Source organism: Paracoccus pantotrophus (assembly GCF_008824185.1).
In the GTDB taxonomy this organism is placed as follows: domain Bacteria; phylum Pseudomonadota; class Alphaproteobacteria; order Rhodobacterales; family Rhodobacteraceae; genus Paracoccus; species Paracoccus pantotrophus.
Genome location: NZ_CP044426.1, coordinates 807056 through 821286, shown reverse-complemented (window position 1 = coordinate 821286; position 14231 = coordinate 807056). Strand labels below are relative to the sequence as shown.

Sequence of the window (14231 nt, the reverse complement as noted above, 5' to 3'; positions counted from 1 at the left end):
CTCTCTGGCGCATCTGAAGCACGTCGGGGCAAGATCGATTGGGCCTGGAACGGTTAGGAATACATCAGATCAGGCAGAAAGGTCACCAGCGCCGGAAACAGCCAGAACAGCACGATCGCCGCAAGCAGCAGCAGCAGGAACGGTAAGGTATCGCGCGCGATCTCGCCGATCCCCTTGCCTGTCATCGACTTCAGCACGATCAGGTTGAACCCGACCGGCGGCGTGATCTGGGCACATTCGATCACGATGACCGAAAATATCCCGAACCAGATCAGGTCGATCCCCGCCGCCTGAACCATCGGCAATACTACTGACGCTGACAGAACGAGGATCGAAATCCCCTCCAGAAAGCAGCCAAGCACCAGAAAGAACAGCGTCAGCACAAGGATCAGCATTGCCGGCGACAATTGCAGGCTGTCGACCCATGCAGCGGTCACCCGCGGGATATCGGCAAAGCCGACCGCGATGGACAGGCATGCGGCGCAGGCGATAATGAATGAGATCATGCACGATATCCGCGTCGCAGCCCGAAGGCTGTCGACGAACATCCGGCGGCTCATCGTTCGGTTGATCACCGACAAGATGAAGGCGCCGGCAATGCCGATGGTGGCGGCCTCGGTCGGGGTTGCAAAGCCGCGATAGATCGAGCCAATGATGGCCACGATCAGCAGCACGACCGGGATTAGGCCGCGCGCCTCGCGAAGCTTTTGCGCCAGCGTCATCGGCGGCAGCGCCCGGCCACGCCTGTCGGGGTTCAGCATCGCCCACAGCGCGATATAGCTCGAGAACAGCAAGATCAGCACCAGTCCCGGCACGATCCCGGCGACGAACAGCCGGGCGACCGATTGCTGGGCGACGACGCCGTAGACGATCATGATGATCGAGGGCGGGATTAGCAGACCAAAGGTGCCGGCCCCGGCCAGTGAGCCGACCATCATCCCCGGATCATAGCCGCGTTCGCGCAGTTCGGGGATGGTCATGCGTCCGACCGTGGCACAGGTCACTGCGGAGGACCCCGCGACCGCCGCCATCACCCCGCATCCGGCGATGTTGACGTGCAGAAGCCCGCCCGGCAGGCGACCGAACCATGGCGCGAGGCCCCGGAACAGGCTTGCCGACAGACCCGCGCGCATCAGGATCTCGCCCATCCAGATGAACAGCGGCAGCGCCGTCAGCGCCCAGTTCCAACTTGCGTCCCACAGGGTCGAGGACAGGATCGACCCGGCATCCACCGGGGTAAAGAACGCAAACATCACCACCGACACGGCCAGAAGCGACAAGGCGATCCACACGCCGCTGCCCAGAAACAGCGCCAGGCTCAGCACCAGCACCAGGACAGAAAGACCAACCGTTTCCATGTCGCTTACTCCCCGGTGCTGTCGATATTGGCTTCATAGCCCGGCGTCCTGCCGGCCCAGACCAGCGTCGCCTGCTCGATGATGCCAAGGCACATCACAGCAAGCCCAAAGCTGATCGCGGCCTGTGGAAGCCATAGCGGCATGGCCAGCATCCCGGGGCTGAGCTCGCCAAAGCGCCAGGTCTCGAGCGCGAACAGGAAGGTGTGCAGCGCCGCGTAGGCGGTGATCAGGGCCGCGATCGCGCAGCACCATAGCTGAAACCAGCGATAGACCGAGGGGGAGCAAAGCTGGGCGATGATCTCGACGCGGACATGGCCGCCATTCACGAAAGTATAGGCCAGCCCCAGAAACGTCGACGCCGCCAGGAAAAAGCCCGACAGCTCGGTGGTCTCGATCGGCATTCCCAACTGGCGGCCGACGACCTGGCATAATGTGGCGACGGCGATCCCGGCCAGAAATGTCGCGGCAGCATAGCCGCAGAAAAGATACAGTCTGTGAAGAATTGCGCGGACCATCTGTGCTCCCCCTCAGGATGGAAATGCAACCGGGCGACAGCCCGGCCGCGTCGGTGAAAGCTTCAGTTCCCCGATGCCAGATAAGCGTCGAGCACCTCCACCTCGTCGGACGAGGCCTCGGCCCTCCATTCCTCGGCCATCTGTTCACCGATCTTCGACAGCTTTTCCTGCAGCTCGGGCGAGGCCGGGGTGACGGTGATCCCGCGCTTCGACAACGCCTTGACCTGAGCTTCGCCGGCCTGCTCGCTCAAGGCCCAGGCGGTTTCAGTGGCTTTTTCACCGGCGGCAATCACTACCTGCTGCATCTCTTCGGGAAGGCGGGACAGGGCGCGATTGTTGACGATAATGGCGTTCTTGTTGAACATCGTGCCGGTATAGGTGAAATGCGAGGCATAGTCCCATGCCTGGATATCCACCCCGGTCTGGGCCGAGGTGAACATCGCCTCGATCAGCCCGGTCGAGAAAGCCTGCGGAATCTCGGCAAAGGGCAGGATCGTGGTTTCAAAGCCTAAAAGTTCCCCCATGCGCTGCGTCGCGGGGGAATAGATGCGCAGCTTGACGTCCTTGAACTCGGACCCGTCCGTCACGGGGAACTTGGTGTAGAACCCCTGTCCCGGCCAGGGCAGATAGCTGAGAATTGTCATGCCCGAGGCGCCGAATTCCTTGTCGAACCACGGTTTCTGCACGTCGGTCAGACGCTTCTCGGCCTGATAGTCATTGGCAAGGTTCGGCACGCTGTCCAGGATATACATCGGGCTTTCATTGCCATAGACGCCGAAGCGGATTTCACCCAGTTGAATCTGCCCCGACTGCACGGCGCGGCGGATGGCATCCAGTTTGATCAGTTCACCGTTCGGGCGCAGGTCTATCTTGACCTCGCCATTGGTGCCCGCCTCGACATCGGCGATGAACTGGCGGATCGTCTTAGTAAAGAAGCTGTCTTCGGGATAGCCCGAGGCCATCACCCATTTGGTCTCGGCCTGAGCGGCCGAGGCAAGGCAGGTCAGGGCGAGGGCTGCGCCCAGTCTGGTGATCGCATTCATATCGGATACTCCTCTGTCGGGTGGTTATATTTATTTCATGACGACATCAGGCGGGTGCGTGCGGCGCGGCGCTGGCGGCGCGAAACGTCGCGGCGGCCTGCGCGATCCGGCGCATGGCGTCGTCCAGAACCCCGGTCGCGCATGCGGTCGAAATCCTGAAATGCCCCGGCATTTCGTAGACGCTGCCGGGCACGGCCGCAACGCCGGCATTGTCCAGCAAATGGCGCACGAAGGCCTCGTCATCGCCGGTCAGGGCCGAACAATCGATTAGCGCGTAAAAAGCGCCATCCGGCCGCACCAGCGTCAGATCGGCAATGCCGGCAACCGCCGACACCACCAGATCGCGCCGTTCCCGGAAGGTCGCCACAAACTGCGCCACGCTGTCCTGAGGGCCGTGCAGTGCCGCCGCCGCCGCCGCCTGCGCGACGCTGCAGGCCCCCGACGAGATCTGCGATTGCACCGTGGTCATTGACCGGATCAGCGCCGCCGGCCCGGCCCCGTAACCGATGCGCCAGCCCGTCATCGCATAGGCCTTGCTGACGCCGTTCACGGTCAGGATGCGGTCGGCCAGATCGGGGCAGGTCGCGGCAAAGGCGACATGCGGATGGCGGCCGAAATGGATGTGTTCGTAAATTTCGTCCGACAAGATCGCGACATGCGGATGACGCGCGAGAACGCTCCCCAAGGCCCGCAATTCGTCGGCGTCATAGACCGTGCCGGTCGGGTTCGATGGCGCATTCAGGATCAGCCAGCGCGTGCGCGGACCGATCGCCGCCTCAAGATCCTCGGGCCGCAAGCGGAAGCCGTCCTTGGCGCGGCACGCGACGACCTTTCGGCGCCCGCCTAGCAGCGCGATGATGTTGCGATAGGCGTCGAAATAAGGCGCGCAGAGGATCACCTCGTCGCCCGGTGTCAGCGTGGCCATCAGCGCGTCGAAGATGACCTGCTTGGCACCATTCGACACGATGATCTGCTCGTCGCTGAACTCCAGCGCGTTGTCGCGGGCGAATTTCGCGCGGATTGCGGATTTTAATGCAGCCGTCCCGCTGGTCGGCGGATAGCGCGTCTGGCCGTCACGGGCCGCTTGCATGGCCGCTTCGATGATATGGGGCGGCGTGTCGAAATCCGGCTCGCCCAGCCCCAGGTCGATCACGTCCTTGCCCGAGGCGCGTAACTTCTTGGCGCGCAGGCTGATCGTGGCCGAGGCCGAGGGGCAGACGGATTTCAGATATTCGGTGGTGAATTTCACTGGATCATTCCCTCATCTTGCGCGCCAGTGCATCGGCGCCGCGCGCCAGAATGCCGGTATCGACGCCGCAGGCGACGAAACTGAAACCTTCCTCGGCGATCAGGCGGCGGGCGAAGTCGACATCCGACACCAGCGTGCCGACCGGCACGCTTGCGGCGATCAGGCGTCGCGCGGCCGGCAGCACAGTGTCCCAGACATCGGCATGCATCGGCTGACCAAGCCGGCCAAGATCGGCGGCGATATCGGCCGGCCCAAAGAAGACGCCATCGACGCCATCGGTCCGGCCGATGGCGTCGACCTGCAGGATCGCGGCGCGGGTCTCGACCTGCACCAGAACGGCGGTCTCCTCTTCGACATGGGCCAGATAGTCGGGGATGCGACCGAAATCATTGGCCCTTGTGGTGCTGCTGAATCCGCGGATGCCGTGCGGCGGATAACGCGTTGCGCGAACCGCCGCCTCGGCTTCGGCCGGGGACTGGACCATGGGAAACAGCAGTCCCGGCGGGCCGATATCCATCAGCCGCTTGACCTTGACCGCATCGTTCCAGTCCGGCCGCACGATTGGCACCGTCCGGCGCCCCGAAAAGGCCTGAAGCTGACTCAGCACGGTGCCGATCTCGCTTGGGGAATGCTCGGTATCCAGCAGCACCCAGTCGAAATCCGCCCCCGCGACGATCTCGGCCGCCAGCCCCGAGCAAAGCGTAATCCACAGGCCGATCTGCGGTTGACCACTACGAATCGCTGCCAGAAACGGATTCTTGCGCATTACGGTCATCAGAACACTTCTCCCAGACGTGCGCTTGCGGTGATCACGGCAATCTCGTCATCGGCAAGCCCGTAGTGATCCCGCGCGAAGGCTGGGCTGATATAGCCAAGCGCAAGGTCACGGCGCACCAGCTCCTGCGGGCGTTCGGCGGGCGGGCCATATCCGGCGCCACCGGGCAGTCCCAGCATCACCTTGCGGCCGTGGGGCATGAACTGCTTGCCCTTGCACTTCATGGCTTGGCCATCGTCGCGCCCAATGGTCATCGGCGCACCGTTGCCGCCGCCGCGCCGCCCGCGGGCGGGATGGTCCACCCGGTCGAACATGGCCTGAAAGTCGAACTCGTGCCCGTCGCGGGCGCCGACCTCCATCAACTGGCCAAGGCCGCCGCGGAAGCGCCCGGCGCCGCCGGAATCGGGCCGCAGTTCCTTGCGCCAGAAGATCACCGGTCCGACTTGCTCAGTGGCCTCGACCGGCATGGTCATCACGCCCGAGGGAAAAGCCGTCGCATTCATCCCGTCAAGGCGGGGGCGCGCGCCCGAACCACCCGAGTTGAAGGCCAGCACCTCGGCGCGGCGGGTCCCTGCAGGTGCCGGCACATCGCTGCGCGGCCTGACCGAGACCTGAAAATTGCACAGGCAGCCCGCGCCCTCGGCGTGGACGGTGTCGGGCAAAAGCTGGTCCAGCGCACCATAGATGGTGTCGGGCAGCATATGGCCGATCACATGGCGCAAGCTGACCGGCGCGGGATGCAGCGCGTTGACGATGCTGTTTTCCGGCGCGATGATCTCGAACGGAGCCAGCGAGGCCGCGTTATTGGGGATTTCAGGCGCGATGGCGCATTTCAACGCGTAGCAGGTATAGGCCTTGGTATAGACCAGCGGCACGTTGATGCCCTTGCGGTCGATCCCCGAGGTTCCTGCCCAATCCGCGACGATCCGGTCCTTTTCGATCAAGATCTTAACCCGCAGGTCGATGGGCTGATCATAGCCGTCGATCTGCATTTCGCCGCTGGCGCTGCCCATGGGCAGGGCGTTGATCCGCTCGAGCGTCGCGCGGCGCGAGTTTTCAAGGATGAAGCGAGAGATCCCGGCCAGATCGGACAGGCCGAACTCCTCGATCATGCCGATCAGGCGGCGATGGCCGACTTCGTTGCAGGTCGCCAGGGCATAGATGTCGCCGACCAGTTGATCGGGTTCGCGGACATTGCTGCGAATGATGCGGATCAGAGTGTGGTCGATCGCCCCGCGTTCGGCCAGCTTCATGATCGGCAGATACAACCCCTCTTCATAGACCGAGTTGCCATCCGCGCCAAAGCCGCGCCCGCCGATGTCCACGATATGGGCGGTGCAGGCAAAGAAGCCAACCAGACGACCCTGATGAAACGACGGCGATACCACGGTGATGTCATGCAGGTGGCCGGTGCCCTCCCATGGGTCGTTGGTGATGTAGACATCGCCTTCCAAGATGTTCTCGCGGCCGATCCGGCGGATGAAATGCGGCACCGCATCGGCCATGGCGTTCACATGGCCCGGCGTACCGGTAACGGCCTGCGCCAGCATCTCGCCCGTCTCGTTATAGACGCCGGCCGACAGATCACCTGCCTCGCGGACGCTGGTCGAGAAGGCGGTGCGCACCAGTGCCTGCGCTTGCTCCTCGACAACCGAGATCAGGCGGTTCCACATCACTTGATAGGCGACTTTTCCGATCTCAGACATTGGCGGTTTCCTTTCGGGCGGCTGGCGCAGCGGCGGCGCTGGCGTTGATGGTGATATCCAGACAGCCGTCAGACTGCGCGATCAGGCTGCGGCTGGCGGGCAGGACCAGCGTCGTTTCCTCTTCGATGACGACGGCCGGGCCATCGACGCGCTGGCCATCTGCAAGCGCGTCGCGCAGGACCGCGGCGGCATCTGTCATCCGCCCAAGCGCTGCGTCAAAAAGCTGGCGGCGACCGCTGACCTTGGCCGGGCCGGCCGGCGCGGGGGGCACGACCGGATGAACCGGGGCTGGGGGCGTGAAGGCATTGACCGACCAGACGACGATCTCGACTTGCAGCCCCTCGACCGGGCGGCCGAACAGCTTGCCATATTCCGCCTCGAACAGACCAAGAAGGGTCTGCGCGTCGGGCGCGGCAGCCTGTTCGGGTGTCAGGACGACAGGAATTTCCCAACCCTGCCCGGAATAGCGCATATAGGCCTTGTATTCGGTCAGGATATCGGCCGAGCCATCGCAGCCCCGGACGAAACTGATCGCCTCTTGCTCCATGTCCGCAAACAGTGCCTTGACCGCAGCCACATCGAAATCATCGATCTTCATGAAGGATGAGCGCGTCGCCTCAAAGCTGAAGGGCGCGCGCAGAAATCCGATGGCCGAGCCGACGCCCGCGCCTTGCGGGATCAGGCAGCGCGCGATCCCCAGCTTTTCGCACAGGCGACCGGCATGCAGGGGCGCCGCACCGCCAAAAGCGATCATCGTGTATTCGCTGAGGTCCTCACCATTCTCGACGGCATGGACGCGGGCGGCATTCGCCATGTTTTCGTCAACCACCTCGGCCAGACCCCAGGCGGCTTCGATCACCGGCATTGACAGCCGCTGACCCAGATCGCGGTCCAGCGCGGCCTCGGAATTCGCGGGATACAGCTTGATCGTACCGGCGGCGAAATTCTCGGGGTCCAGCTTGCCCAGCACCAGATCGGCATCGGTCACCGCCGGGCGCTGGCCGCCGCGCCCGTAACAGGCGGGCCCCGGCTCGGAGCCGGCGCTTTCCGGTCCGACCCGGATCTGGTTCATCGAGTCGACATGCGCCAGACTGCCGCCGCCGGCACCGATCTCGACCATGTCGATGACCGGAATCGAGATCGGCATTCCCGACCCTTTCTTGAAGCGATAACTGCGCGCCACTTCGAAGACACGGGCGGTCTTGGGCATGCTATTTTTGATCAAGCAGATCTTGGCTGTGGTCCCGCCCATGTCAAAGCTCAGCACCTTGTCCAAACCGTGCCGCGCAGCGATGTCGGCGGCAAAGACGGCGCCGCCCGCCGGGCCAGATTCGACCAGCCGCACCGGGAATTCAGCGGCCGTGTCGATGTCGATGACGCCGCCGCCGGAGTGCATCAGAAAGACCGGGCAATCGGCGCCCTCGTCGCGCAGGCGCTGCGCCAGCCGACCTAGATAGGATTTCATCAGCGGCTTGATATAGGCGTTGGCAATGGTGGTGTTGAAACGCTCGTATTCGCGCATCTGCGGCGAGACCTCGCAGGACAGCGAGATCATCACATCGGGCAGTTTCCGCGACAGGATCCCGGCGATCCGGCGTTCATGCGCGTCGTTGACATAGGCATGCAGCAGGCCGATGGCCACGCTGTCATAGTCGCCTTCGGCGAGCGTCGCCGCCAGCGCCTCGACCTCAGCCTCGTCCAGAGGGATCAGCACATTGCCATCGGCATCCATGCGCTCGGCTACGGTATAGCGGCGGTTTCGCGGCAGCAGCGGCTCGGGCAGGACAAGGTTCAGGTCATATTGTTCGAACCGGCTTTCGGTACGCATCTCGATGACATCGCGAAAGCCTTGGGTCGTGATCAGCGCCGTTTTGGCCCCGCGCCGCTCGATCAGGGCATTGGTGGCCAGGGTCGTGCCGTGGATAATCTGTCTAATCTCTTGCGGCGCGATGCTGGCCTTGGCACAGACCCGGTGCATCCCTTCGATGATCGCATCCTCGGGTGCAGCATAGGTCGTCAAGACCTTGGTGGAGTGTCGCGCGCCGCCCGTTTCCAGCACCACATCGGTGAAGGTCCCGCCGATATCGACGCCGAGTCGTGTCTTGCTGTTCGCCATCGCTTCCTCGCATGTCAGCTTTGAACCGAGGCTAGGGGCGGCGCAGGATATTAAAAAATTGTTTGTTTTTATTTATAGTATGCAATTTTCTTATTCTATGCTCGCCCTGGGTGGAAACAGCCGATGCGCGATGGCCACCGCCTCGCTCAGATAGGGCGGCGCGGGATCTACGAGATAGCGCGCGAAAAACGCAAGATTTTCAGGACGCCAAGCGTAATCGACGCAGATCAGCCGCTGTTCGGAAAGCGCCTCGTCCAGCATGGCGGCGGGCAGACAAGCGACACCAAGACCGTCCAGCGCCATTTGCAGGCAACTGCCCATATAGGAGGAAGAAACCAGCCGCACCGGCTGGTTGATGCTTTGAAAATGTGCCGCGATCTGCTGATAGGCGCGCGAATTTCGCGAATGTGTGAGAATCGCGTGGCTGGCAAGTTCCTTTGCCCCGACGGTACCTTTTCGAAACCCAAGATCCGGCGAGGCCACCCAATAATGCGTGGTCTGTCCCAGTTCCACGGACTGGCGTGCCACACGATCGAACGGCGCGTTCTGCAAGGTCAGGTCCAGATCGCGATCGAACAGCGCCCGGCTGAGATTCGCGCTCATGTCGATGGTCAGGTCCACATCGATCTGCGGGAAACGTACCTTCATCTCACGCAGGAACTGCCGCAGCCAAGAATGCGCAACCATCTCACTGATGCCAAGCCGCAGAATACCCTGAAACTTCGTCTCGTCACCAGTCGCAACCACGAAGGTATCTGCGGCCGCGATGAGCGCCCGCGCCGGTTCCAGAAGCGCCTGCCCGCGGGGCGTCAGCTGCACCGATCCGGCATCACGCTCCATCAGTCGATGACCAATCTGGTCCTCAAGCTGCGCGATCCTGTTTGAAATGTTTGGCTGCGTCGTCGCCAGACGTTCAGCGGCACGGCGAAATGTGCCCTGATCGGCAACCTCCAGGAAAGCTTCGATGTGTTTCAGATTGAACCTGTAGCGGGACATATTCTGTTCTCCGATATACCACGCTATCCGTGCAGCTGATCGTCACGACTGAGACAAATTGTGGCAGTCGTCAAAAGAAATCAAAGATTTTCTCTGTCGGTAGCTTCGCCCCGGGTCATCTATGCTACCTTGTCGCTCGAGGTGAACTCCACCGCGCAGATGTCACCGCTGGCCGTGTCCATCGCCAGATGCGCCTTGCAATACTGGCGCCGACGGTGTGTACCATGCTTGCGTGCCAGCCATTCTCCATCGCCGAGAAACTTGATCCCCGTGCTGTCCACCAACAGGTTCAGCGGCCCTGACACACGGCGGGTCGTGATCTGCACCTCCATGGTCTGCTGCCGACGGCTCAGGGTAGAGGAGTCAGGCGCGGGCCAATCCAGCCCCGCCATCGACAGGATGCTCTCCACCATCCTGTCGTTTTCCGAAGCAGCAGCCCGAACAGAACCTTCATCGTCAGGCAAAACTGGATAGCAGCATCGCTGAACACCGGAGGACGGCCATTGCGACCAGCCTTCGGGGCAAGCCACGTCCTGTCCTTGTCCAGCCAGGCCAGAAAAGAGCCTCGTCGCCTCAGCGCAGCGTTGTAGCTCTTCCTGTTCGTCGTGCGGTAGCGGGCAGGATCAGGCTTCGTCATGACAGAAGACTAACCGCGTGGATTCCTGATCGGAATCCGGATGGAACGAAGCTTTTCAGCAACGCCCTTGCGATTGGTCGAAGGGCAGATCCCAAAGCTCGCAGCTTGATTTACCTGTTATTCTTCACCGAAACCCTCTTACATGTCAGATCCGCGGCGCGTTCACCTCCGCCGCAGGGCTGGGCCGCGCTATTCAGCAATGTCCATCCTTGCCAATGGGGCGGTCCCCCGCATCATAGGGCAGGGCGCTACAGCGTGGCTCCGATCTTCCATGGCACGAATTCATTGTCGCCATAGCCGAACTCCTCGGACTTGCTGCGCTTGCCCGAGGCCGTGTCCAGCAGCAGCTCGTAGATGCGCTGGCCCATCCGCTCCAGCCCGACGCCTTCGGTCACCACTACGCCGCAGTCGATATCCATATCCTCGGGCATCCGGCGAAACAGCTCGCTGTTCGAAGCCAGCTTGATCGAGGGCGTGGGCTTCGCCCCGAAGCACGACCCCCGCCCGGTGGTGAAGGCGATCAGGTTCGCCCCCGCCGCCACCTGCCCCGTCGCCGCCACCGGGTCGTAGCCGGGGCTGTCCATGAAGACAAAGCCGGGGATGCGGATCGGCTCGGCATAGGCGAAGGCCCCGGCCAGCGGCGACAACCCGCCCTTGGCGACCGCGCCGAGCGACTTTTCCAGGATCGTCGTCAGCCCACCCTTCTTGTTGCCAGGACTGGGATTGTTGTCGAGGCTGGCGCCATTCTTCGCGGCATAGTTGCGCCACCAGTCGATCATGGCGCGGATCTTCGCGCCCGTTTCGGGATCGGCGCGGGCGATCAGCAGATGCTCGGCGCCATAGATCTCGGGCGTTTCCGACAGGATCGAGGTGCCGCCCGCCGCCACCAGCATGTCCGAGGCCACCCCAAGCGCCGGGTTGGCGGTGATGCCCGAAAACCCGTCCGAGCCGCCGCATTGCATCCCTAGCACCAGCTTCGAGACCGGCTGCTCGCTGCGGCTGTCGCGGCTGGCCGCCGCGCAGATCGGTTCCAGCAGTTCCAGTGCCCTGCGCACGGCCGAGGCCGAGCCGCCGACCTCCTGAATATTGAAGGTGCCGAAGCGTTCCGTCGTCCAGTCATCGCGCTTGTAAAGCGTCAACTGGTTGACCTCGCAGCCCAGGCCCACGATCAGCACGCCGCCGAAATTCGGGTGGTCGCGATAGCCCTTCAGCACGCGGATCAGTGCATCGAAGCCCTCGCCCGCATTAGCCATGCCGCAGCCCTGGTCGTGGACGATGGGCGCGAAGCCGTCGATGCCCGGAAAGCGCGGCAGCAGGTCGCGATTCGCCGCCGCCGCGATGGCATGGCACACGGTCGAGGAGCAGTTGACCGAGGCGAGGATGCCGATAAAGTTCCGCGTCCCGGCACGGCCGTCGGGCCGCGCATAGCCCATGAAGCTGCGCCGCGCGGGCGGCGTGTGCATCACACCGGTATTGGTGGCACGGTCGGAATGGCTGTCCGACATGGCTGCATTGTGACTGTGGACGTGATCGCCCGGCGCGATGTCCTGCATCGCTGTTGCCATGACCTGCCCGTATTTCACCACCGGCCGCCCTTTCGCCACAGGCTTCAGCGCGAATTTGTGTCCCAGCGGAATATCGGCACGCAGGGTGACGCCAAGCCCCTCCTCTCCGGCGGTCAGCGCGCGCAGGGCGACACCCACATTGTCGGCGGGGTTGAGATGCAGGAAGGAAGGCCGGCTGGCAGTCATGCGCTTGCTCTTTCGACGATGGCTTGCAGTTGCGGGGCGGGGCCGCCGGCCCAGTCCAGGAAGGCCCTGATGCGGCGATCGGCCTTTTGCGCGTGGTTCTGGGCGATATCGGCGATGCAGTGGTCCAGGAATGGGTTGCGGAAACGGTCCAGGGTGGCAGCCAGATAGGCGCGCGCCTCGGCCTCGCGGCCCTTGCGGGCGAAGCCGGGTATCACCTCGGCCTCATAGAGTGCCAGCAGCGCGGCGCCTTCGGGACCATCCATCAATTCCCGCACCAGCGCGCCCTCGCGCGCGCCGCCTTCGCGCCAGAAATCCGCCAGCGCGGTATGACCGAGATTCAGGATATGCAGCTTCAGCCGCTCGATTTCCTCGAGATCGGGCACCATCCGCACCGCCGAGTGGATGCAGGGGGCGCCGACCCCCTCGGCCATCTCGACGGCCCACAGCGCATAGGGCTCGGCCACCGCGCCCGCGGGTTCCAGCGGCTCGGACACGATCCGGTCCACCAGGCTATTGGCGAAGGGAAGGCCCTCGACCCAACGCGCCACCTCCGGGCTATCGCGCAGGATTTCCAGCACGCGCGCCTTCAGCACCCGGCCATTCTCGGGCAGCAGTTCCATCGGCATCACCTGCAAAGCCCGCGCCCCCGCATGGAAACGCGCCGCCAGCAGATGCGCCAGCTTGGCGGGAAAGCTCATCGCCTGCGAGGGCTGCGGGTCCAGATCGGCGGGCTGCGGCTGATAGCCGGCATCGCCCGTGTTCGAGATCACCACCTCGGCCTCGTCGCAGAAGACCCGCACCAGTTCGGCCCAGTCCGTCGCGGTGGACAGCGTGCGGCGGATCGAGGTGACGCGGGTCTCGGCCTCATGGGGCTTGCCGTCCACAAGGCCCCGGATCACCACCGGATAGCCCTGGGGCGCGGCCAGAGCCGCCAGCCGCCCGGCCCGCACCGAATCGCCCGAGCTTTGCACCACCGTCACCGCGCGCGGCTGCGCGGCTTCGGAAAAGAACAGGTCGGCATGGGCTTGCAGAAAGCGCGAAGTGCCGAATTGCAGGATGGGCGTGCGGATCTCAGACACGGATGATCGCCTTGATCAGGGTGCCGCGATCCTCGGCCCACAAGGGCAGGTTCGTCACCGCCTCGTCGATGCCGGTTTCATGCGTGGCCAGGACATCGATCGGCACATTGCCATTGCGGATACTCGCCATGACATGCTCGAAATCCTCTTTCAGCGCGTTGCGGCTGGCCAGCAGCGTCGTCTCGCGCTTGTGGAATTCGGGATCGGCGAAGGTCAGGTCGCCCTTGACCACCGACAGCAGCACATAAGCCCCGCCATGCGCGACCCATTGCAGGCCCGCATTCATCGCCTTGATATTGCCGGTCGCGTCGAAAACCGTGTCATAGGCGCCCGCGGCCTCTTGCCCGACCAGTTCGTAACGCGCCTGCGGCAGCGCCGTCGCCGCCAGTTCCAGCCGCGGGGCGGAGGTGTCGCGCAGCGTGACCTCGGCCCCCTCGATGGCGGCGAAGATCGCGGCGCCAAGGCCGATCGGCCCCGCCCCCACGACCAGCACGCGCGAACCCGCCCGCACCCGCCCGCGCCGCACGCCATGCGCGCCGATGGCAAGGAACTCGACCATGGCGGCGGCCTTCTCGCTCAGCCCCTCGGCGGGATAGGCATTCGCCTCGGGGACGACGATTTCCTCGCACATGCCGCCATCGGCATGGACGCCCAGCACGGCGATGTTCTCGCAGCAATTGGGTTTGCCTATGGCGCAGGCATGACAGGCGCCACAGGTCATGTAGGGGTTCACCACCACCAGGTCGCCCGCTGCGATCCGCCCGTCGGACGAAGCCTCGACCGCGCGGCCCGAAAGCTCGTGCCCCATCACGCGGGGATAGTTCAGGAAAGGCTGCTGGCCGCCATAGATGTGATAATCCGTGCCGCAGATGCCGATATGCCCGATGCGGATGCGGATATGGCCGGGTTTCGCGTCCGGGCGAGGCCGCTCGGTGCGCTCGAGGCGGCCGGGCTCAACACAGACAAGGGCTTTCATCAGGCTCATGGCGGGGCTTTCGCTGAGAAT

11 protein-coding genes and 1 pseudogene are annotated in these 14231 nt (G+C 63.8%); all 12 read right to left on the bottom strand.

The window, feature by feature from the left end; translation table 11 throughout:
* Nucleotides 1–53: 53 nt before the first annotated feature.
* Nucleotides 54–1358: a TRAP transporter large permease gene (locus ESD82_RS14455; protein WP_028710931.1), complete on the bottom strand. Its 1305-nt coding sequence runs from the start codon at nt 1356–1358 to the stop codon at nt 54–56.
* A 5-nt stretch (nt 1359–1363) separates the two neighbouring features.
* On the bottom strand, nt 1364–1873 hold the full coding sequence (locus ESD82_RS14450) for a TRAP transporter small permease (protein WP_147428039.1): 510 nt from the start codon (nt 1871–1873) through the stop codon (nt 1364–1366).
* Nucleotides 1874–1935: 62 nt separating this feature from the next.
* Nucleotides 1936–2916, bottom strand: coding sequence for a TRAP transporter substrate-binding protein (locus ESD82_RS14445; protein ID WP_147428040.1), 981 nt, complete (start codon nt 2914–2916; stop codon nt 1936–1938).
* Between the two features lie 46 nt (nt 2917–2962).
* Entirely contained in the window at nt 2963–4165 is a 1203-nt protein-coding gene (locus ESD82_RS14440; protein WP_147428041.1) for a pyridoxal phosphate-dependent aminotransferase, read from the bottom strand.
* A gap of 4 nt (nt 4166–4169) precedes the next feature.
* Nucleotides 4170–4940 carry an HpcH/HpaI aldolase family protein gene (locus tag ESD82_RS14435; protein WP_322789442.1) on the bottom strand — a complete coding sequence of 257 codons (771 nt, stop codon included), beginning with the start codon at nt 4938–4940 and terminating at the stop codon, nt 4170–4172.
* Entirely contained in the window at nt 4940–6646 is a 1707-nt protein-coding gene (locus tag ESD82_RS14430; protein WP_147428042.1) for a hydantoinase B/oxoprolinase family protein, read from the bottom strand. The genes ESD82_RS14435 and ESD82_RS14430 overlap by 1 nt, the downstream gene beginning before the upstream one ends.
* The gene (locus ESD82_RS14425) at nt 6639–8762 is read right to left on the bottom strand and encodes a hydantoinase/oxoprolinase family protein (RefSeq protein ID WP_147428043.1); all 2124 of its coding nucleotides are present in this window, start codon (nt 8760–8762) and stop codon (nt 6639–6641) included. The genes ESD82_RS14430 and ESD82_RS14425 overlap by 8 nt, the downstream gene beginning before the upstream one ends.
* A gap of 90 nt (nt 8763–8852) precedes the next feature.
* Complete coding sequence (locus tag ESD82_RS14420; protein WP_147428044.1) at nt 8853–9758, bottom strand: LysR family transcriptional regulator; 906 nt, start codon at nt 9756–9758, stop codon at nt 8853–8855.
* Nucleotides 9759–9892: 134 nt separating this feature from the next.
* Nucleotides 9893–10395, bottom strand: a pseudogene (locus tag ESD82_RS14415) (IS5 family transposase); the annotation flags it as partial.
* A 248-nt stretch (nt 10396–10643) separates the two neighbouring features.
* The gene (locus tag ESD82_RS14410; RefSeq protein WP_147428045.1) at nt 10644–12146 is read right to left on the bottom strand and encodes a UxaA family hydrolase; all 1503 of its coding nucleotides are present in this window, start codon (nt 12144–12146) and stop codon (nt 10644–10646) included.
* Nucleotides 12143–13225, bottom strand: coding sequence for a mannitol dehydrogenase family protein (locus tag ESD82_RS14405; RefSeq protein ID WP_147428046.1), 1083 nt, complete (start codon nt 13223–13225; stop codon nt 12143–12145). The genes ESD82_RS14410 and ESD82_RS14405 overlap by 4 nt, the downstream gene beginning before the upstream one ends.
* The gene (locus tag ESD82_RS14400; RefSeq protein WP_147428047.1) at nt 13218–14210 is read right to left on the bottom strand and encodes a zinc-binding alcohol dehydrogenase family protein; all 993 of its coding nucleotides are present in this window, start codon (nt 14208–14210) and stop codon (nt 13218–13220) included. Before ESD82_RS14400 ends, ESD82_RS14405 begins: the two co-directional genes overlap by 8 nt.
* Nucleotides 14211–14231: the final 21 nt, after the last annotated feature.

Bases quoted from the DNA above. Each gene is read 5' to 3' on its own strand.
- ESD82_RS14450 (WP_147428039.1), bottom strand. From the start codon at position 1,873: ATGGTCCGCGCAATTCTTCACAGACTGTATCTTTTCTGCGGCTATGCT.
- ESD82_RS14445 (WP_147428040.1), bottom strand. From the start codon at position 2,916: ATGAATGCGATCACCAGACTGGGCGCAGCCCTCGCCCTGACCTGCCTT.
- ESD82_RS14420 (WP_147428044.1), bottom strand. From the start codon at position 9,758: ATGTCCCGCTACAGGTTCAATCTGAAACACATCGAAGCTTTCCTGGAG.
- ESD82_RS14410 (WP_147428045.1), bottom strand. From the start codon at position 12,146: ATGACTGCCAGCCGGCCTTCCTTCCTGCATCTCAACCCCGCCGACAAT.
- ESD82_RS14455 (WP_028710931.1), bottom strand. From the start codon at position 1,358: ATGGAAACGGTTGGTCTTTCTGTCCTGGTGCTGGTGCTGAGCCTGGCG.
- ESD82_RS14400 (WP_147428047.1), bottom strand. From the start codon at position 14,210: ATGAGCCTGATGAAAGCCCTTGTCTGTGTTGAGCCCGGCCGCCTCGAG.
- ESD82_RS14425 (WP_147428043.1), bottom strand. From the start codon at position 8,762: ATGGCGAACAGCAAGACACGACTCGGCGTCGATATCGGCGGGACCTTC.
- ESD82_RS14435 (WP_322789442.1), bottom strand. From the start codon at position 4,940: ATGACCGTAATGCGCAAGAATCCGTTTCTGGCAGCGATTCGTAGTGGT.
- ESD82_RS14430 (WP_147428042.1), bottom strand. From the start codon at position 6,646: ATGTCTGAGATCGGAAAAGTCGCCTATCAAGTGATGTGGAACCGCCTG.